The organism is Pseudomonas sp. GM25 (assembly GCF_000282255.1).
GTDB classification, from domain to species: Bacteria; Pseudomonadota; Gammaproteobacteria; order Pseudomonadales; family Pseudomonadaceae; genus Aquipseudomonas; species Aquipseudomonas aphyarum.
In genome coordinates, this window is sequence record NZ_AKJQ01000037.1 from 67,759 (window position 1) to 85,352 (window position 17,594).

16 protein-coding genes are annotated in these 17,594 nt (G+C 61.4%); 11 read left to right on the plus strand and 5 right to left on the minus strand.

Translation table 11 applies throughout. The annotated features are described in order from the left end of the window. Positions 1-44 precede the first annotated feature (44 nt). Together PMI24_RS13425 and PMI24_RS13430 are read right to left on the minus strand one after the other, a co-directional pair. Entirely contained in the window at positions 45-449 is a 405-nt protein-coding gene (locus PMI24_RS13425; RefSeq protein WP_007954708.1) for a DUF4398 domain-containing protein, read from the minus strand. A gap of 365 nt (positions 450-814) precedes the next feature. Beyond that, the gene (locus PMI24_RS13430) at positions 815-1,159 is read right to left on the minus strand and encodes a hypothetical protein (protein ID WP_007954711.1); all 345 of its coding nucleotides are present in this window, start codon (positions 1,157-1,159) and stop codon (positions 815-817) included. Between the two features lie 214 nt (positions 1,160-1,373). On the opposite strand from PMI24_RS13430, the gene ppc reads away from it, so the two are divergent. The 7 genes from ppc to PMI24_RS13465 all read left to right on the plus strand — a co-directional run bounded on the left by ppc (position 1,374) and on the right by PMI24_RS13465 (position 8,699). After that, on the plus strand, positions 1,374-4,004 hold the full coding sequence (gene ppc / locus PMI24_RS13435; protein WP_007954713.1) for a phosphoenolpyruvate carboxylase: 2,631 nt from the start codon (positions 1,374-1,376) through the stop codon (positions 4,002-4,004). 288 nt (positions 4,005-4,292) lie between these two features. After that, entirely contained in the window at positions 4,293-4,943 is a 651-nt protein-coding gene (gene adk / locus PMI24_RS13440) for an adenylate kinase (RefSeq protein ID WP_007954716.1), read from the plus strand. Between the two features lie 93 nt (positions 4,944-5,036). Beyond that, complete coding sequence (gene tsaB / locus PMI24_RS13445; protein ID WP_007954718.1) at positions 5,037-5,711, plus strand: tRNA (adenosine(37)-N6)-threonylcarbamoyltransferase complex dimerization subunit type 1 TsaB; 675 nt, start codon at positions 5,037-5,039, stop codon at positions 5,709-5,711. Positions 5,712-5,966: 255 nt separating this feature from the next. Next, positions 5,967-6,275: a hypothetical protein gene (locus PMI24_RS13450; protein ID WP_007954720.1), complete on the plus strand. Its 309-nt coding sequence runs from the start codon at positions 5,967-5,969 to the stop codon at positions 6,273-6,275. Continuing rightward, positions 6,275-7,135, plus strand: a complete 861-nt coding sequence (locus tag PMI24_RS13455) for a DUF72 domain-containing protein (RefSeq protein WP_007954722.1) — start codon at positions 6,275-6,277, stop codon at positions 7,133-7,135. The genes PMI24_RS13450 and PMI24_RS13455 overlap by 1 nt, the downstream gene beginning before the upstream one ends. Before the next feature lie 32 nt (positions 7,136-7,167). Further along, the gene (locus PMI24_RS13460; RefSeq protein ID WP_007954724.1) at positions 7,168-8,004 is read left to right on the plus strand and encodes an isocitrate lyase/PEP mutase family protein; all 837 of its coding nucleotides are present in this window, start codon (positions 7,168-7,170) and stop codon (positions 8,002-8,004) included. Positions 8,005-8,006: 2 nt separating this feature from the next. Continuing rightward, entirely contained in the window at positions 8,007-8,699 is a 693-nt protein-coding gene (locus tag PMI24_RS13465) for an extensin-like domain-containing protein (RefSeq protein WP_007954732.1), read from the plus strand. A 4-nt stretch (positions 8,700-8,703) separates the two neighbouring features. Here PMI24_RS13465 and PMI24_RS13470 read toward each other — a convergent pair whose 3' ends face one another. After that, positions 8,704-9,318 (minus strand): hypothetical protein, encoded by a 615-nt coding sequence (locus PMI24_RS13470; protein WP_007954734.1) that lies wholly within the window; start codon positions 9,316-9,318, stop codon positions 8,704-8,706. Between the two features lie 93 nt (positions 9,319-9,411). On the opposite strand from PMI24_RS13470, the gene PMI24_RS13475 reads away from it, so the two are divergent. Beyond that, positions 9,412-10,194 carry a class I SAM-dependent methyltransferase gene (locus tag PMI24_RS13475; RefSeq protein ID WP_007954738.1) on the plus strand — a complete coding sequence of 261 codons (783 nt, stop codon included), beginning with the start codon at positions 9,412-9,414 and terminating at the stop codon, positions 10,192-10,194. Positions 10,195-10,326: 132 nt separating this feature from the next. Here the strand turns inward: PMI24_RS13475 and PMI24_RS13480 are convergent, their stop codons facing one another. Continuing rightward, positions 10,327-10,962, minus strand: a complete 636-nt coding sequence (locus tag PMI24_RS13480) for a TetR/AcrR family transcriptional regulator (protein WP_007954739.1) — start codon at positions 10,960-10,962, stop codon at positions 10,327-10,329. A gap of 94 nt (positions 10,963-11,056) precedes the next feature. Here PMI24_RS13480 and PMI24_RS13485 point away from each other — a divergent pair, with 94 nt between their 5' ends. The 3 genes from PMI24_RS13485 to PMI24_RS13495 all read left to right on the plus strand — a co-directional run bounded on the left by PMI24_RS13485 (position 11,057) and on the right by PMI24_RS13495 (position 16,886). Further along, positions 11,057-12,157: an efflux RND transporter periplasmic adaptor subunit gene (locus PMI24_RS13485; protein ID WP_007954740.1), complete on the plus strand. Its 1,101-nt coding sequence runs from the start codon at positions 11,057-11,059 to the stop codon at positions 12,155-12,157. Between the two features lie 6 nt (positions 12,158-12,163). Further along, entirely contained in the window at positions 12,164-15,232 is a 3,069-nt protein-coding gene (locus PMI24_RS13490) for an efflux RND transporter permease subunit (protein ID WP_007954741.1), read from the plus strand. A 490-nt stretch (positions 15,233-15,722) separates the two neighbouring features. Continuing rightward, the gene (locus PMI24_RS13495) at positions 15,723-16,886 is read left to right on the plus strand and encodes a Fic family protein (RefSeq protein WP_007954742.1); all 1,164 of its coding nucleotides are present in this window, start codon (positions 15,723-15,725) and stop codon (positions 16,884-16,886) included. On the opposite strand, the gene PMI24_RS13500 is transcribed toward PMI24_RS13495, so the two are convergent. Next, positions 16,883-17,572 carry a DUF4197 domain-containing protein gene (locus PMI24_RS13500; RefSeq protein ID WP_007954744.1) on the minus strand — a complete coding sequence of 230 codons (690 nt, stop codon included), beginning with the start codon at positions 17,570-17,572 and terminating at the stop codon, positions 16,883-16,885. The genes PMI24_RS13495 and PMI24_RS13500 overlap by 4 nt on opposite strands. Positions 17,573-17,594: the final 22 nt, after the last annotated feature.

A 17,594-nucleotide genomic window follows, 5' to 3' on the forward strand; every position in this document is an offset into this window, starting at 1 on the left:
CTTTCTATCGATAAGAGTTTCAGCCTTGCGGTCGGGATGCGCGCTTACTGCACGGTGCGCTGACTTTCCTGACGCAGTTCCTGAACACCTTTCTGGGAATCCTTCACAGCTTGTTCGGCTTTCATCGCCTGAGCCTTGCGTTCAGCGACGCGGGCGTCCCACTCGGCCTGTTCGGACAATGTGCGAGCCTCGTCATACTTCTTGTCGTGCATGGCGATTTCGGCTTGTTTCAGTTTGTCCTGCGCCTGCTTCATTTCCACGGCGGCGAATTCGGTACCGCCGGCGCTGACCGCGCTGTTGACCGCCGATTGAGTCACGGCGTACTGCTCGGTCGGTGGATTGCCGGCGCAACCGGCCAGCACGAAGCTGGTGCCGATGGCGAGAGCGGCCAGTTTCAGACCGCGCAGGTGGGAAAACGAGGTTTGGGTCTTCATGGTCTTCAACTCCATTGGTTAACTCCTTGAAAGCTTCGAAATCCATCCTGGTAGCGGAGCCGCAACCGTCATGTGCAAGTGCGTTTTGAAACGCTCGTTCCAGGCGTGGTTACCTGTTCCGACCGAAGGCATTTTTCAAAAGTTCAGAAAAGATGGCTCATCGCCAAAAAATATTCTGACCAATTGGACAAGGCTCTAAACCGGGAACTTTGACGGGGGAGAGTGGTACGCGCGGGCGAAAAATGGCGTAAAGCGGAGGGAAAATACAGTCCCTGTGGGAGCTGGCTTGCCAGCGATGAGGCCATCAAATTCAACCCGTTTGCGGCTGAACTGATGCCATCGAGGGCAAACCGTTTCCCACAGTTTTGAAGGGTCAGGGATCAGTGTTTCTGCTTGCCGGCAGCGGCCGACAAGTCATGCAGATGACGCCGCGACAACGCGAGAAAACGCGGAGTCGGGCCGACATCTTCATACAACGGATCGCCTTCCTCGTCGGTGGCGACCACGTTCGAACCTTTCACATACGGCAGGCTCGCTTCGAACTCTTCGAGGGCGGCGCCGATCAGCTCGCCGAGCAGTTCTTCGGCGTGGCGTTTGGGGTACATCTCGGCGATCGCCGCCAGCCGTGCGGCAGCTTCCACATCCAGATGAATCGTGTAGCCGGTATCGGTCAGGCGACCCTTGGCGGTTTCTTCCCAATGCTGGGCGAGTTCACGGATTTTCATAAAAACCTCATGTCGCACCTGCTCATGGCAGGTCTTGGTGAGTGTCCGGCGTCAGCCGGCGGCAAGCCGTTGTGCGGCTTACTGTTGAGACTAGCTTCAACCCTCAAGGTTTAAAGTCCCTTCGTCGTCTGCTTGTAAGAAGCGTCCCAGAGCGGCACTCTCTGTTCATCCACTCACTTGCGATCCGTCACCGATTACTGCTGGAGAGATGCTGATGACCGATATTGATGCACGCTTGCGCGAAGACGTTCACCTGCTCGGTGAGCTGTTGGGCAACACCATCCGTGACCAGTACGGCGAGGCGTTTCTCGACAAGATCGAGCAGATCCGCAAGGGCGCCAAGGCCGACCGGCGCGGCTCGATGGACGCCGAACTCAGCGCCAGCCTCAATCAATTAAGCGAAGACGAACTGCTGCCGGTGGCGCGAGCGTTCAACCAGTTTCTCAACCTGGCGAACATCGCCGAGCAGTACCAGCTCATCCATCGCCGGGAAGAGACTCAGGCCGCGCCGTTCGAATCGCGCGTGCTGCCGGAACTGCTCGCCCGCCTGCGCAACGAAGGGCACAGCGCCGAATCCCTGGCCCGGCAACTGGCGCGGCTGGAAATCGAACTGGTGCTCACCGCGCACCCGACCGAAGTGGCTCGCCGCACGCTGATCCAGAAGTACGACGCGATTGCCGCGCAACTGGCAGCCCAGGATCACCGCGACCTGACCACGGCCGAGCGCGAGCAGATCCACAACACCCTGCAACGCTTGATCGCCGAAGCCTGGCACACCGAAGAAATCCGCCGCACCCGGCCCACCCCGGTGGACGAAGCCAAGTGGGGTTTTGCGGTGATCGAGCATTCGCTGTGGCAGGCGATTCCCAACCATATGCGCAAGGCCGATCAGGCTCTGTTCGCCGCCACCGGTTTGCGCTTGCCACTGGAAGCTGCGCCGATCCGCTTCGCTTCGTGGATGGGCGGCGACCGTGACGGCAACCCGAACGTGACCGCTGCCGTGACCCGCGAAGTGCTGTTGCTGGCGCGCTGGATGGCGGCGGATCTGTACCTGCGTGATGTCGATCACCTGGCCGCCGAGCTTTCGATGCAGCAGGCCAGCGAAGCGCTCAAGGCTCGGGCCGGCGACAGTGCCGAGCCGTATCGTGCGGTGCTTAAGCAATTGCGTGAGCGGCTGCGCGCCACGCGTAACTGGGCCCATGCGTCGCTGACCGCTACTACGCCGGCCCCGGCGGATGTGCTGCACAACAATCGCGACCTGCTCGATCCGCTGGAGCTGTGTTTCAACTCGCTGCATGAATGCGGCATGGGCGTGATCGCCGATGGGCCGTTGCTCGATTGCCTGCGTCGGGCCGTGACCTTCGGCCTGTTCCTGGTGCGCCTCGATGTGCGTCAGGATTCGTCCCGCCACAGCGCAGCCATGACCGAAATCACCGATTACCTCGGCCTCGGCAAGTACGAAGAGTGGGACGAAGAACAGCGCATCAGCTTCCTGACCCGCGAACTGCAAAACCGTCGGCCATTGCTGCCGGCGCATTTCAAACCCTCGGCCGACACCGCCGAAGTGCTCGCCACCTGCAAGGAAATCGCCGCCGCACCGGGCGCTTCGCTGGGCTCCTACGTGATCTCCATGGCCGGTGCCGCTTCCGATGTGTTGGCGGTGCAATTGCTGCTCAAGGAATCCGGCGTCCTGCGGCCGATGCGCGTGGTGCCGCTGTTCGAAACCCTCGCCGACCTCGACAACGCCGGCCCGGTGATCGAACGTCTGTTGCTGCTGCCGGGTTATCGAGCGCGACTGCAAGGCCCGCAGGAAGTGATGATCGGCTATTCCGACTCGGCCAAGGACGCCGGCACCACCGCGGCGGCGTGGGCGCAATACCGGGCTCAGGAACGGCTGGTGGAAATCTGCCGCGAGCAGCAAGTCGAACTGCTGCTGTTCCACGGTCGCGGTGGCACCGTGGGCCGTGGCGGCGGCCCGGCGCACGCGGCGATTCTGTCGCAGCCGCCGGGTTCGGTGGCCGGGCGTTTCCGCACCACCGAGCAGGGGGAAATGATTCGATTCAAATTCGGCCTGCCGGACATCGCCGAACAAAACCTCAATCTGTATCTGGCCGCCGTGCTCGAGGCGACCCTGTTGCCACCGCCGCCACCGACCCCCGAATGGCGGCATTTGATGGACGAACTGGCGGCTGACGGTGTCGCCGCTTACCGTGCGGTGGTGCGGGAGAATCCGCAGTTCGTCGAGTATTTCCGCCAATCCACACCGGAGCAGGAGTTGGGCCGCTTGCCATTGGGCAGCCGTCCGGCCAAGCGCCGTGCGGGTGGCATCGAGAGCCTGCGGGCGATTCCGTGGATCTTCGGCTGGACCCAGACTCGCCTGATGCTGCCGGCCTGGCTCGGCTGGGAAACCGCATTGAGCAAGGCGCTGGAGCGCGGCGAAGGCGAATTGCTCGGGCAGATGCGCGAGCAGTGGCCGTTCTTCCGCACGCGCATCGACATGCTGGAGATGGTGCTGGCCAAGGCCGACGCCGACATTGCACTGTCCTACGACGAGCGTCTGGTGGAGTCGGACTTGCTGCCTTTGGGTGCGCACTTACGCGACCTATTGTCGCAGGCGTGCTCCGTAGTCCTCGGCCTGACCGGTCAGTCGCAGCTACTGGCACATAGCCCGGATACCCTGGAATTCATCCGTCTGCGCAACACCTACCTCGACCCGCTGCATCTATTGCAGGCCGAATTGCTGGCGCGTTCGCGGCAGCAAAATGTCGAGCAGGGCAGCCCGGTGGAACAGGCGTTACTGGTGTCTGTGGCGGGGATTGCCGCCGGTTTGCGAAATACCGGCTAAGGTTTTCTGCGTGGGGCGGGGCACCCGGGGCGAACCTCGGGCGCCGTTTATTGGCCGTGGGAAAAATGCGGTCAGGCGACAGTTAATGATGGGGTTGCGACTTGGGGAACCGCGTCGCAAGGTCGCGGCGGGCGCCGGTTTCTCCGACTTTTGGCGTCTTGTGTGGGCGCAGCCTGCTGTGTATCTTGATCAGCCTTTGGCCGTTTGGGCGGCCACGACCCGTTTTATGAGATTGGCCCCACGAGGCGAATCCGTTGTTTTTTATATAAAAAATTGAGGAGCACATCGATGCGCGTCATTCTGCTGGGAGCTCCCGGGGCCGGTAAAGGTACTCAGGCTAAGTTCATCACCGAGAAATTCGGCATTCCGCAAATCTCCACCGGCGACATGCTGCGTGCTGCGGTCAAGGCCGGCACCGAGCTGGGCATCAAGGCCAAGAGCATCATGGATGCCGGCGGCCTGGTGTCGGATGACCTGATCATCGCGCTGGTCAAGGACCGTATCGCTCAAGCCGATTGCGCCAAGGGTTTCCTGTTCGATGGCTTCCCGCGCACCATTCCTCAGGCTGAAGCGCTGGTGACTGCCGGTGTCGAGCTGGACGCCGTGGTCGAAATCGCCGTTGAAGACGAAGAAATCGTTCAGCGTATCGCCGGTCGTCGCGTTCACGAGGCCAGCGGCCGCGTTTACCACATCGTCTACAACCCGCCGAAAATTGCCGGTAAAGACGACATCACCGGCGAAGAGCTGGTGCAGCGCAAGGACGACACCGAAGAAACCGTGCGTCATCGCCTGTCGGTCTACCACTCGCAGACCAAGCCGCTGGTGGAGTTCTACCAGAACCTGTCCGCCAAGAACGGTGGCAAGCCGAAGTACAGCCATATCCCTGGCGTCGGTTCGGTTGAAGCGATCACCGCCAAGGTGCTTGAAGCGCTGAGCTGAAAAACCTGATCCGCTGCATCATCCACGGCCCGCTTGCGGGCCGTAGTTGTTTATACTGGCGCACTTTTCCCCACCTGATTTACGGACACATCGATGAGCACCTTGCTGGCCCTGGACACCGCGACTGAAGCTTGCTCCGTTGCCTTGCTGCATGACGGCAAGGTCACGAGCCATTACGAGGTGATCCCGCGCCTGCATGCGCAGAAACTGCTGCCGATGATCCAGCAACTGCTGGCCGACGCCGGCACCACCCTGCAAGCGGTGGACGCCATCGCTTTCGGCCGTGGCCCAGGCGCATTCACCGGTGTGCGGATTGCCATCGGCGTGGTGCAAGGCCTGGCGTTCGCGCTGGATCGCCCGGTGTTGCCGGTGTCGAACCTGGCCGTGCTGGCGCAACGGGCTTATCGCGAACACGGCGTGAGTCAGGTCGCGGCCGCCATCGATGCGCGGATGGATGAGGTGTATTGGGGCTGCTACCGCGAGACGGCCGGGGAGATGCGTCTGGTCGGCGCCGAGGCGGTGCTGCCGCCGGAAGTCGCCGCGCTGCCGGACGATGCTTCGGGTGACTGGTTCGGTGCCGGCACTGGCTGGGGTTATGGCGAGCGTATCGCCGTGAATCTGAGCGGTTCCGATGCGGGCATGCTGCCCCATGCTGAAGATCTGCTGACCTTGGCGCGATTCGCCTGGGAGCGCGGTGAGGCGATTCCGGCAGACGACGCCCAGCCGGTTTACCTGCGCGACAAAGTGGCCACCCCGAAAGCCCGCTGATTCATGCTAGATCCTGTGGGAGCGAGCTTGCTCGCGAATGCGGTGGGTCAGTCGCCATCAATGGTGACCATAACCATGTTTTCGCGAGCAAGCTCGCTCCCACAGGTTTAGTGATTACCTCAACAAAGCCAATCGTCCGTTTCTAACCCCGCGCTTTAAACCTTTTGTCTTTTATGTGTTCTAGTTATCACTCGGCGATTTGCTAAGTCGGTCAGGTGCCGCTAAATTGCCATCATCGATACCGAGCATGACTTTATGCGTATAGACGGCGTTTCCACTCATTCCTACCCCATCAAGCGCAAGCCTCGCAAAGGCAATCCGGCGCTGGATGAGTCCGTCGACGATATCGACGGCGAGCTGGAATTCCCGACCGAAGAGCAACTGGCTGCCCGTGCCGCCAAAGCCACCGCGCAACGCCTGAGCAATCTGCCCGCCCGCCAACAAGACATGATTTATCACCGCGCGATGAAGAAAAGCGTGGCCATGGCCCTGGCCAGCTACCTGAGCACCGCCGGTTTTGTCGATTGGGATGCAGACGTGCTGGGCCTCGATCTGTACATCTGATGGATCTGCCTTACTACCTCGGTTGCCCGTCCTGGAGCGAAAACGCCTGGCGCGAGTATCTGTATCCGGTAGACGCCAAGACCTCCGACTTCCTCGGACTCTATTCACAAGTGTTCAACGCCGTGGAAGGCAACACGACCTTCTACGCCAGCCCTTCGCCAGCCACCGTGCAGCGCTGGGCCGAGGTGATGCCGGAGCACTTTCGTTTCACCGCCAAGTTTCCAGGTGACATCAGCCACAGCGGCGACTTGCGCGATCAACTGACCGCCGCCGAAACCTTCCTCCAGTTGCTCAAGCCGCTCGGTGAGCGCGTCTCGCCAATGTGGCTGCAACTGTCGAAAAGCTTCACGCCACACCGCTTGCCGGAGCTTGCTGCATTCATCGATGCGCTGGATTGTCCGCTGGCAGTGGAAGTGCGCCACGAACAGTTCTTCGCCAAGGGTGAGAGTGAGCGACTGCTCAACCGGCTGTTGCTGGATCGCGGCGTGGAGCGCATCTGTCTCGATCCGCGCGCGCTGTTCAGTTGCCTGTCCACCGAATCGTCAGTGATCCACGCCCAATCGAAAAAGCCCCGCGTACCGACGCGTCCGGCAGCGTTCACTCAATTCCCGCAGGTGCGCTTCATCGGCCATCCGGAGCTTGAGGCCAACGATCCGTTCCTGGTGCCGTGGGTGGCGAAGATCGCCGAGTGGATCGAAGAGGGCCGCACGCCGTACATCTTCCTGCACACCGCCGATAACATTCTTGCCGCGAAGCTGGCACAACGTTTTCACGCACAACTGATGCAACGTTTGCCTGGCCTGCGATCCTTGCCTGAGCTATACAGAGAACCCGCCGCCGAGCAACTTGGCCTGCTCTGAGGCGGATTTCTTTCCTGCCCAGGAGCCTGCCGATGGACGCTCAAGCCCGTCAACAACAAGCCCGTAAAGCCGAAACCTTCAAAGCCCTGCACGAACGCCCCGGGATTTTCGTGATTCCCAATCCATGGGATGCCGGTTCCGCGAAGATGCTCGCCAGTCTCGGCTATCAGGCGCTGGCGACCACCAGCGCCGGTTATGCGTTTTCCCAAGGCAAGCCCGATGGCGGCCTGAGTCTCGACGATACGCTGGCCAATGTCCGGGCGATTGTCGCGGCCACCGATCTGCCGGTTGCAGTGGATCTGGAAAACGGCTTCGCCGACGCCCCGGCCGAATCGGCGCAAAGTCTGATCCGCGCAACCGAGGCGGGCGCGGTGGGCGGTTCGATCGAAGATGCCACCGGCCGGGAAGACTCGCCGATCTATTGCTTCGAACACGCGGTGGCGCGGATCGAAGCCGCCGTCGCTGCGGTGCGCACCTTGCCGTTTCCCTTCACCCTGACCGCCCGTGCGGAAAACTACCTGCACGGCAATCCCGATATCAACGACACCATCCGCCGCTTGCAGGCCTTCGCCGAAGCCGGCGCCGACGTGCTGTACGCGCCAGGCCTGCGCACCGCCGAAGAAGTTCTGGCTGTGGTGCGCGCGGTGGCGCCGAAACCGGTCAATGTGTTGATGTCCGGCGGCTTGAAACTGACGGTGCAGCACCTGGAAGAGATGGGCGTGAAGCGGATCAGCACCGGTTCGGCGCTGGCACTGGCGGCGTTCGGCGAGTTTTTCCGCGCGGCTGAAGAAATCCAGCAGTCCGGCACGTTCACCTTTACCTCTCGTTCGATGCCGTACGCCAAGGCCAATCAATTCTTCAAGGGATGAGCATGGGGCGCTGGCTGCTGTTGGCAGGACTGCTGATCATCGGTGGCGCCCTGATCGGCGTCTGGCGTGGTTGGCTCGATGTGCCGCCGCAGTGGAACCCGTGGGCGCCACTGGACGTGCAGGCGACGCCCAACTGGCTCACGGGCTACAAGTTGATGCGCCTGCGCAGCGATCCGCTCTTGTGCGAGCAGGCATTGGGCAGCTCCGGCCTGCGGATTTCGCCACAGGCCGACAGTCCCGATGCCAAATGCCCGCTGATCGGCGCCTTGCGCGTGCAGGGCGGCGGGGTGGGGCTCAGCAGCAGCTTTCTCGCCAGTTGCCCGTTGGCGGTGGCGTTTGCGATGTTCGAGCGCCATACGCTGCAACCGGCGGCGCAGCAGGTCTACGGTCAATCGGTGGCGCGGGTTGATCACCTCGGCAGCTTCGCCTGCCGCAACGTCTACAACCGCGAGAACGGCGCGCTCAGTCGTCATGCCAGCGCCGATGCACTGGACATCGCCGGCTTCCGCATGGCGGATGGTCGCGCGATCAGCGTGCTCAAGGACTGGCCGAAGCAAAATCAGGACGCGCAGTTTCTACGTCAGGTGCGCGATGGTGCCTGCGAGGCGTTCAGTGTGGTGTTGAGTCCGGACTACAACGCCGCTCATCGCAATCACTTTCATGTCGATGTCGGGCGCTGGAGCGTGTGTCGCTGAGGGATCAGGCGGCGATGCGCAGGTTCTGCTGAACGATTGGGCGCACCCAGCCGTTATCGAAGTCCAGGGCTTTCTGCTGCTCGACGATTTCTTCCGGCGGGAACGGCGGGTAAGGCTGCAGCAGGTCCAGGTCGAACTCGGCAATCGGCAGGTACAGCGGTTTTTTCTGCGGGGCAGGGCCTGGTTCCGGAATCGGCTGGCCGTTGTTGATCACCACCGGACGAACCCAGCTGCTGTCGAAATCCTGCTGCTTTTGCTGAGTCTTGATTTCTTCTGCGGGGAACGGAGGGTACGGCTCGGCCAGTGTCATGTCGATTTCGGCGATCGGCAGGAACAGCGGCTCCGGCGGACGCACCTCGGTTTCAACCACATCGCATTCACGCTGGCTGACGATGTGCGCGTGCAGCTCGCTGCCAACGGTCGGTTCTTCAGGGCTTTGCAGATCGACCGGCGGGAAAGTGCCGCAGGCCGGCACCACATCACTCGATTGTTCGGCCAGTGCCTGGGCAAAGAAATCCTGCCACAGGTGGCTGACGCCGCCCAATGCTTGAGTGTTATGACGGCTGAAGTCGCCTGTGGGCGAAATGTAGCCAATCGATGTGGGAAGAATGCCTGACATTTTTTTCGGTTGACGCTCAGCTCTGGCAAAATGCGCGTTGATTGGGTTATCGGCGGATTTTGCCGATCCTTAACTTTTTTGAGCGTGTTTTCCATGATTGAGCAACCCGCGGCCTGCCGCATCCATGTCGAGGCCCTCGGCCCGACGTTCGAAGCGCAGGCCGAGCAGTGGGCGCAGCGCCTGAACCTGCCATTGCAGGTGGCTGACGGCGAGTTTGCCCTGCAGGTCGGCGAGCAGGGTTTGCAGCTGCAACAACTGGGGCCGGATGCGCCGGGCCCGGTGCGGGTCGACTTCGTAGAAGGTGGCGCTGCCCATCGCCGGTTGTACGGCGGTGGCAGCGGGCAGATGATCGCCAAGGCGGTCGGCATTGCCCAAGGCGTACGTCCACGGGTGCTGGATGCGACGGCGGGGCTCGGGAAAGATGCGTTCGTGCTGGCCAGTCTCGGTTGCGAGATGAGCCTGATCGAGCGCCAGCCATTGATCGGCGCGTTGCTGGAGGATGGTCTGGCCCGTGCGGCGGAAGACTTCGATGTGGCGCCGATTGTGGCGCGGATGAAGCTGCTCAAGGGCAACTCGATCGAGGTGATGCGTAATTGGGAGGGCGAGCCTCCGCAGGTGATCTACCTCGACCCGATGTTCCCGCATCGTGAGAAAACCGCACTGGTGAAGAAGGAAATGCGCTTGTTCCGCCCGTTGGTGGGCGATGATCCGGATGCACCGGCGTTGCTGGAAGCGGCGTTGGCGCTGGCCACGCACCGGGTGGTGGTCAAGCGCCCGCGCAAGGCGCCGTGCATCGAAGGGCCGAAGCCGAGTCATGCGCTGGATGGCAAATCCAGCCGATACGACATCTACCCGAAGAAAGCGCTCAAGGCCTGAGACCTAGTCGTCCCCAATCGCTGGCAAGCCAGCTCCCACAGGTTCAGTGGTGTGCACACAATCAGTGATCACACCTCGATCCCTGTGGGAGCTGGCTTGCCAGCGATAGCGTCAGGACAGACACCGCAGAAACTAGGGTCGAAAGGCCCGCATGAACAGCCCGACCACTTCCTGCACATGACTTTCCGCCGCCTCGCCGGTCAGTGGCTCACCGCAGCCGTACAACAGGCGGAAATTCCCGGCGCCCTTGATCAGGCAAAAGAAATGCTCGGCGGCGTTGTGCGGGTTATCGATGCTCAGCACGCCGGTTTCGTGAATCCGCCGCAGCAACCGTTCCATCCCCTGCACCATGCGCTGCGGGCCGGCCTCGAAGAAGATCAGCGACAGCTTCGGATCCTGACTGCCCAGCGCCATGATCAAACGATGCAGGTTCACCGATTCATCGCTGTTGATCAGGTGGTGAAAGCCTCGCGCAATGTTCAGCAACACATTTTCCACCGCAATGCCGTCCGGCAATTCGAAGAACAGCGGCGGCAATTGCTCCTCGCATTTGGCCACTACGGCGGCGGAAAACAGCGTCTCCTTGTCGTTGAAATGGCTGTAGACCGTCAGCTTCGACACGCCAGCCTCGGCGGCCACCGCGTCCATGCTGGTGTTGGCATAGCCATGACTCAGGAACAGGATTTTCGCCGCCTCGAGAATCGCCTGGCGCTTGGCCGGATCCTTCGGTCGGCCGGGGCCGTTTGGAGTGGAAAGATTGTTCGACATTCTTCGCTTTTAATACTGGACTGGTGAGTTTGCTATTAATAACATACCGGCCAGTATAATTATTCCAAGCCTCCTTAGCGAAAGGTCCTTCACCATGTTCCGCCATGCGTTGTCCTTTGCGGTGCCAGTCAGTCTGGCGTTTTTATTGTCGGCGTGTGGCAAGGAAGAGGTGACGCAAGTCAGCGTGCGACCGGCCATGGTGGTGCAGCCAGAGCCTTCGGCGCAGGCGATGGAAAGTTATCCGGGCGAGGTTCGCGCCCGCTACGAACCCGATCTGGCGTTCCGCATCGGCGGCAAAGTCAGCCGACGACTGGTCGAAGAAGGCCAGCGCGTAAAGGCCGATCAACCCCTCGCCGAACTCGATCCGCAGGATGTACGCCTGCAACTGGAAGCCACCCGGGCCCAGGTCGCGGCCGCCGAAGCCAACCTGAATCTGGTGCGCGCCGAGCGTGACCGCTACAAGACCTTGATGGAACGGCAGATGGTCAGCCGCTCGGCCTACGACAATGCCGAGAACCTCTACCGCTCCGGCGAAGCCCGCCTCAAACAGATCAAAGCCGAATTCAACGTCTCGACCAATCAGGCCAGTTACGCCGTGCTGCGCGCGCCACAGGATGGCGTGGTGGCCAAGCGTTCGGTGGAAGTCGGGCAAGTGGTCGCCGCCGGGCAAACCGTTTTCACTCTCGCCACTGACGGCGAACGGGAAGTGCTGATCAGCCTGCCGGAGCAGAGCTTCGGCCGCTTCAAGGTCGGCCAGCCGGTCTCGGTGGAGCTGTGGACGCAACAGAACCAGCGCTTCGCCGGGCAGATCCGCGAGCTGTCGCCGGCCGCCGATCCGAAATCCCGCACCTTCGCTGCACGCATTTCATTCACCTCCGGCAAGGTCCCGGCAGAACTGGGCCAGAGTGCCCGGGTCTTCGTGCAGACCGCCGATGTCATCCCGCTGTCGGTGCCGCTCTCGGCGCTGACGGCCGAAAACGGCGCGACCTACGTCTGGGTCGTCAGCGCCAACAACACGTTGAAAAAGACCCCGGTGCGCACCGGCCCGTTCGGTGAGAAAACCGTGCCGGTGCTCGAAGGCCTGAACGCCAGCGACTGGGTGGTCGCCGCTGGCGTGCATGTGTTGCTGGAAGGGCAGCAGGTGCGTCCGGTGGATCGCTCCAACCGCGTGGTCAATCTGGCGGACAAGGAGTAATCCCCGATGGGTTTCAATCTTTCCGCCTGGGCGCTGCGCAATCGCCAGATCGTACTGTTCCTGATGCTTTTGCTGGCGATCGTCGGCGCCTTGTCCTACACCAAGCTCGGCCAGAGCGAAGACCCGCCGTTCACCTTCAAGGCGATGGTCATCCAGACCCGCTGGCCCGGCGCAACGGCCCAGGAAGTCTCGCGTCAGGTCACCGAGCGCATTGAAAAGAAGCTGATGGAAACCGGCGAGTACGAGCGGATTGTTTCGTTCTCGCGCCCCGGTGAATCCCAGGTCACGTTCATCGCCCGCGACTCCATGCATTCGGTGGAGATTCCGGACCTCTGGTATCAGGTGCGCAAGAAGGTCAGCGACATTCGTCAGACCCTGCCGCCGGGGATTCAGGGACCGTTTTTCAACGATGAGTTCGGCACCACCTTCGGCAATATCTATGCGCTGACCGGCGACGGTTTCGACTACGCGGTGCTCAAGGATTACGCCGACCGCATCCAGATCCAGCTGCAACGGGTCAAGGATGTGGGCAAGGTCGACCTGCTCGGTTTGCAGGACGAGAAGATCTGGGTCGAATTGTCCAACGTCAAACTCGCCACCCTCGGCTTGCCGCTGGCAGCAGTACAGCAAGCGCTGGAAGAACAGAACGCGGTGTCCACCGCCGGCTTCTTCGAAACCGGCAGCGAGCGATTGCAGCTACGGGTCTCGGGGAATTTTCAGACGGTCGACGAGATCAAGAACTTCCCGATCCGGGTCGGTGATCGTACGTTCCGCATCTCCGATGTCGCTGACGTGCGGCGCGGTTTCAACGATCCTCCGGCACCGCGCATGCGCTTCATGGGCGAAGACGCCATCGGTCTTGCGGTGGCGATGAAGGACGGCGGCGACATTCTGGTGCTGGGCAAGGCTCTGGAAATCGAGTTCGCCCGCATTCAGAAAAACCTGCCGGCCGGCATGCAGTTGCGCAAAGTCTCCGACCAGCCCGCCGCAGTGAAAACCGGCGTGGGCGAGTTCGTCCAGGTGCTGGTCGAAGCGCTGGCCATCGTGCTGCTGGTGAGTTTCTTCTCCCTCGGCGTGCGCACCGGCATGGTGGTGGCGCTGACCATTCCGCTGGTGCTGGCGATGACCTTCGCCTGCATGTATTACCTCGGCATCGGCCTGCACAAGATTTCCCTCGGCGCGCTGGTGCTGGCGCTGGGTTTGCTGGTGGACGACGCGATCATCGCCGTGGAAATGATGGCGATCAAAATGGAGCAGGGCTTCGACCGGATCAAGGCTGCCAGTTATGCCTGGACCAGCACCGCGTTCCCGATGCTCACCGGTACGCTGATCACCGCCGCCGGCTTCCTGCCGATTGCCACGGCGCAGTCCGGCACTGGCGAATACACCCGCTCGATCTTCCAGGTGGTGACCATCGCCTTGCTCGCATCCTGGGTGGCGGCCGTGGTGTTCGTGCCGTATCTGGGGGAAAAGCTCCTGCCGGATCTGGCGAAAATTCATGCAGCCAAACACGGTACGGCTGACGGTCAGACCGACCCCTACGGCACGCCGTTCTACCAACGGGTGCGGCGTCTGGTGGAGTGGTGCGTACGTCGACGCAAAACCGTGATCGTGCTCACCGTGCTGCTGTTCGTGGCGTCGGTGGCGTTGTTCCGTTTCGTGCCGCAGCAATTCTTCCCGGCTTCCGGGCGACTGGAATTGATGGTCGATCTGAAACTCGCCGAAGGCGCCTCGCTGGCCAATACCACGGGCGAGGTCAAACGGCTGGAAGCGATGCTCAAGGATCACGCCGGCATCGACAACTATGTCGCTTACGTCGGCACCGGTTCGCCACGTTTCTACCTGCCACTGGATCAACAGCTGCCGGCGGCGAGCTTCGCCCAGTTCGTCGTACTGGCGAAAACCATTGAGGAGCGCGAAGCGCTGCGCACGTGGCTGATCGACACCTTGAACGAGCAGTTCCCGTCCCTGCGCTCGCGGGTCACGCGTCTGGAAAACGGCCCTCCGGTCGGTTACCCGGTGCAGTTCCGCGTCACCGGCGAGCACATCGAAGAAGTCCGGGCTCTGGCGCGCAAGGTCGCGGCCAAGGTGCGTGAGAATCCGCATGTGGTGAACGTGCATCTGGACTGGGAAGAACCGAGCAAGGTCGTGTACCTGAACATCGATCAGGATCGCGCCCGGGCGTTGGGCGTGAGCACGGCGAATCTGGCGAAATTCCTCCAGAGTTCGCTGACCGGTTCCAGCGTCAGCCAGTACCGCGAGGATAACGAACTGATCGAAATCCTCCTGCGCGGCACCGTGCACGAGCGCACCGAACTGTCGTTGCTGCCGAGTCTGGCGGTGCCGACCGACAACGGTCGCAGCGTCGCGCTGTCGCAGATCGCCACGCTGGAATATGGCTTCGAGGAAGGCATCATCTGGCACCGCAATCGTCTGCCGAACGTGACCGTGCGCGCCGACATCTATGGCAAGGAGCAGCCGGCGACGCTGGTGAAGCAGATCATGCCGACGCTTGATCCGATCCGTGCCGAATTGCCGGACGGGTATCTGCTGGATGTCGGCGGTACGGTGGAGGATTCGGAGCGTGGGCAGAAGTCGGTGAACGCCGGCGTGCCGATGTTCATTGTCGTGGTGCTGACGTTGCTGATGGTGCAGCTGCGCAGTTTCTCACGCACGGCGATGGTGTTTCTGACGGCGCCGCTGGGGTTGATCGGGGTGACGCTGTTTCTGCTGGTGTTCCGTCAGCCGTTCGGGTTTGTGGCGATGCTCGGCACGATCGCGCTGTCGGGGATGATCATGCGTAACTCGGTGATTCTGGTGGATCAGATCGAGCAGGATATTGCGGCAGGGCTCAGGCCCTGGCAGGCGATTATCGAGGCGACCGTGCGGCGGTTCCGGCCGATTGTGTTGACGGCTTTGGCGGCGGTGCTGGCGATGATTCCGCTTTCTCGCAGTGTGTTTTTTGGGCCGATGGCGGTGGCGATTATGGGGGGGTTGATTGTGGCTACTGCTTTGACGCTTTTGTTTTTGCCGGCGTTGTATGCGGCTTGGTTCCGGGTGCGTAAGGAGGCTTGAGGCTCTTTGAGCGTGGCGGCCTTTGGGCCGGCCAGGCTCTTGGGGTTTTGGGTGAATATCCGTTTCTGCGGGTGTTGCGGCTGGCGGTTTCGCCCTTACGGCGAGTCCCTTTGGCAAACGCCCCAAAGGAACCAAAGGTCTGGGCCCCGGCGTTCGGCCCCTCGCTGGGGCTCGGGGTTCCTTCGTTCCGGGATTCATCCGGGGGCATCGCCTCCGGTTTGCTTCGCTGCACCTCCTCTCGATGTGTTCGACTTCGTCGAACGGCGCTACGCGCCCACCCCCGGATGAATCCCTCCACTCAGCCGGCCGAAGGGGCCGGCACGTCAAGAGCGTTACTCGAGCTAACGCTCATTGTGGTTTACGCCTTTATTTGCTCGTTGTAGGAGGGTGGTTGTCTCCTACATGTTTTTCAGACGGCTCCGATATTGAGTCGCTGTGTTGGCGGTGCTGTACTCGAGGCTGTTTTTCAGCCTTGTTTGAGTCAGCTTTGATGAAGAAACCGCCGGTATTGAAGGGTCGGGCCGATCCGGTCTTTGAGTTGTTGATGCGCGCGCCTCACAAGCAGCGTCTGGCGGATTATCTTGCGCTGCTCAAGCCGCTGGATGACCAGGGGCGGTATCTGCCTTTTGAGGATTTGCGGTATCGCTGGGCCAGTGGGCTGGATTCGCGTTTGTGTTGGGCGTTGGTCAAGAAGGCGCGGGTCGCTCAGTACATTCAGCTTCTGCCTTTGGGGGAGCCGGCGCAGTGGGGGAAGTTTGTGCCGACGCCCACCGCGCAGAAGACCCTTTCAGTGGTAGATCGGCAAACTACGACGGCGTCGCTGGAGTACATGACCAGCCAGATAGGCGAGCGGGCGCATTTCAGTTATTTGCTTAACGATCTGATCGAGGATGAGGCGATCAGCAGCAGTCAGCTGGAGGGCGCCGCGACCACTACCCGTGTTGCCAAGGACATGCTCAAGCAGCGGCGTCAGCCCCGGACGCCGGATGAGCGGATGGTCATGGGTAATTACCGGATGATGAATTTCGTCTGGGAAAAACGTTACGAGCCATTGAGCGTGGAGTTGATAGCGTCAATCCATCGAGTTGGTGTCGAGGGCATTGATGACGAGCAGTATGACCCAGGGCTTTTCAGGACCAACGATGAAGTGGTGGTGCAGGACGGCGAAGGGAATACCGTGCACTCGCCACCGCCTGTGGCCGGACTGGTGAGGCGACTGGATTTGCTCTCGCAGTGGATCAATCAACCACAGGGTTCACCTCGGCAAAAAAACTACCTGCATCCGCTGATCAAGGCGATCACGCTGCACTTTGCCCTGGGTTACGAACATCCGTTTCGCGACGGTAACGGGCGGGTCGCCAGGGCGCTGTTTTACTGGTTCATGTTCAAGCATGAGTTTTCGGCGTTCCGCTATATCGCGATCAGTCTTTTACTGCGCAACGCGCCTGTGAAGTACGGGCGGTCGTATTTGCACAGCGAGGCTGATGAACTCGATCTGACGTACTTCATCGAGTTTCAGTGTTCGGTGATTCTGCGGGCGGTGGAGGGGTTTACCGATGTATATCGCAAGAGTGTGGCGTACAGCGATATTGGACGGCGGAACGGATTGAATAACGGGAGTGAGACAGCTCACACCCGTATCGTGTCGGCTTAGAGCGTACCGAACACCTTTTTCGCCAGACTCGTCGCCGCAGCGGCCGGGTTCTTGCGGATGGTTTCTTCCTGTTTGCCGATCATTTCGAACAGGCCGTTGAGCGCTTGTTCGGTCACGTAGCTTTCGATGTTGGCGCTCTTCGCATCCACCACGCCGAAGGTCGCGGCCTGGCCGGCGAAGGTGTTGTATTTCTGGGCTACACCGACCTTGTCGGTTGCCTGTTTGACGATCGGCAGGAATTTGGTGCGGATCTGTTCGCGGCTGGATTTGTCCAGGTACTGGGTGGCGGAGTCGTTGCCGCCGCTGAGGATGCCTTTGGCGTCTTCCACGCTCATTTTCTTCACGGCGTCGACGAGGATCGGCTGGGCCTGGGTGACGGCGGTTTCCGCGGCCTTGTTCATGGCGGTTTCCAGTTCGTCGACCTGGGCGCCCATGCCGAAGGCTTTCATCTTGCCTGCGACTTTGCCGAGTTTGCCCGGCAGTTCGATTTTCACGTCCGGGTTGTTGCTGAAGCCGCCCGGGGTGCCGAGTTGTTTGACGGCCAGTTGCGCGCCCTGGGTCAGGGCATCCTTGAGGCCGCCGGTGGCGTCGCCTTGCGACAGGTCGCTGAGGGACAGGGCCAGTGCGTTGGCGGAGATCATCAGGCCCGCGCACAGGCTGGCGAAGCGAAGGGTAGGACGGAGCATGAAAGCTTCCTTGTTCAAAAGA

What these genes read in the sequence shown, in the direction of transcription:
- PMI24_RS13425 (WP_007954708.1), bottom strand. Translation starts at nt 449, where the DNA reads ATGGAGTTGAAGACCATGAAGACCCAAACCTCGTTTTCCCACCTGCGC.
- PMI24_RS13430 (WP_007954711.1), bottom strand. Translation starts at nt 1,159, where the DNA reads ATGAAAATCCGTGAACTCGCCCAGCATTGGGAAGAAACCGCCAAGGGT.
- ppc (WP_007954713.1), top strand. Translation starts at nt 1,374, where the DNA reads ATGACCGATATTGATGCACGCTTGCGCGAAGACGTTCACCTGCTCGGT.
- adk (WP_007954716.1), top strand. Translation starts at nt 4,293, where the DNA reads ATGCGCGTCATTCTGCTGGGAGCTCCCGGGGCCGGTAAAGGTACTCAG.
- tsaB (WP_007954718.1), top strand. Translation starts at nt 5,037, where the DNA reads ATGAGCACCTTGCTGGCCCTGGACACCGCGACTGAAGCTTGCTCCGTT.
- PMI24_RS13450 (WP_007954720.1), top strand. Translation starts at nt 5,967, where the DNA reads ATGCGTATAGACGGCGTTTCCACTCATTCCTACCCCATCAAGCGCAAG.
- PMI24_RS13455 (WP_007954722.1), top strand. Translation starts at nt 6,275, where the DNA reads ATGGATCTGCCTTACTACCTCGGTTGCCCGTCCTGGAGCGAAAACGCC.
- PMI24_RS13460 (WP_007954724.1), top strand. Translation starts at nt 7,168, where the DNA reads ATGGACGCTCAAGCCCGTCAACAACAAGCCCGTAAAGCCGAAACCTTC.
- PMI24_RS13465 (WP_007954732.1), top strand. Translation starts at nt 8,007, where the DNA reads ATGGGGCGCTGGCTGCTGTTGGCAGGACTGCTGATCATCGGTGGCGCC.
- PMI24_RS13470 (WP_007954734.1), bottom strand. Translation starts at nt 9,318, where the DNA reads ATGTCAGGCATTCTTCCCACATCGATTGGCTACATTTCGCCCACAGGC.
- PMI24_RS13475 (WP_007954738.1), top strand. Translation starts at nt 9,412, where the DNA reads ATGATTGAGCAACCCGCGGCCTGCCGCATCCATGTCGAGGCCCTCGGC.
- PMI24_RS13480 (WP_007954739.1), bottom strand. Translation starts at nt 10,962, where the DNA reads ATGTCGAACAATCTTTCCACTCCAAACGGCCCCGGCCGACCGAAGGAT.
- PMI24_RS13485 (WP_007954740.1), top strand. Translation starts at nt 11,057, where the DNA reads ATGTTCCGCCATGCGTTGTCCTTTGCGGTGCCAGTCAGTCTGGCGTTT.
- PMI24_RS13490 (WP_007954741.1), top strand. Translation starts at nt 12,164, where the DNA reads ATGGGTTTCAATCTTTCCGCCTGGGCGCTGCGCAATCGCCAGATCGTA.
- PMI24_RS13495 (WP_007954742.1), top strand. Translation starts at nt 15,723, where the DNA reads ATGAAGAAACCGCCGGTATTGAAGGGTCGGGCCGATCCGGTCTTTGAG.
- PMI24_RS13500 (WP_007954744.1), bottom strand. Translation starts at nt 17,572, where the DNA reads ATGCTCCGTCCTACCCTTCGCTTCGCCAGCCTGTGCGCGGGCCTGATG.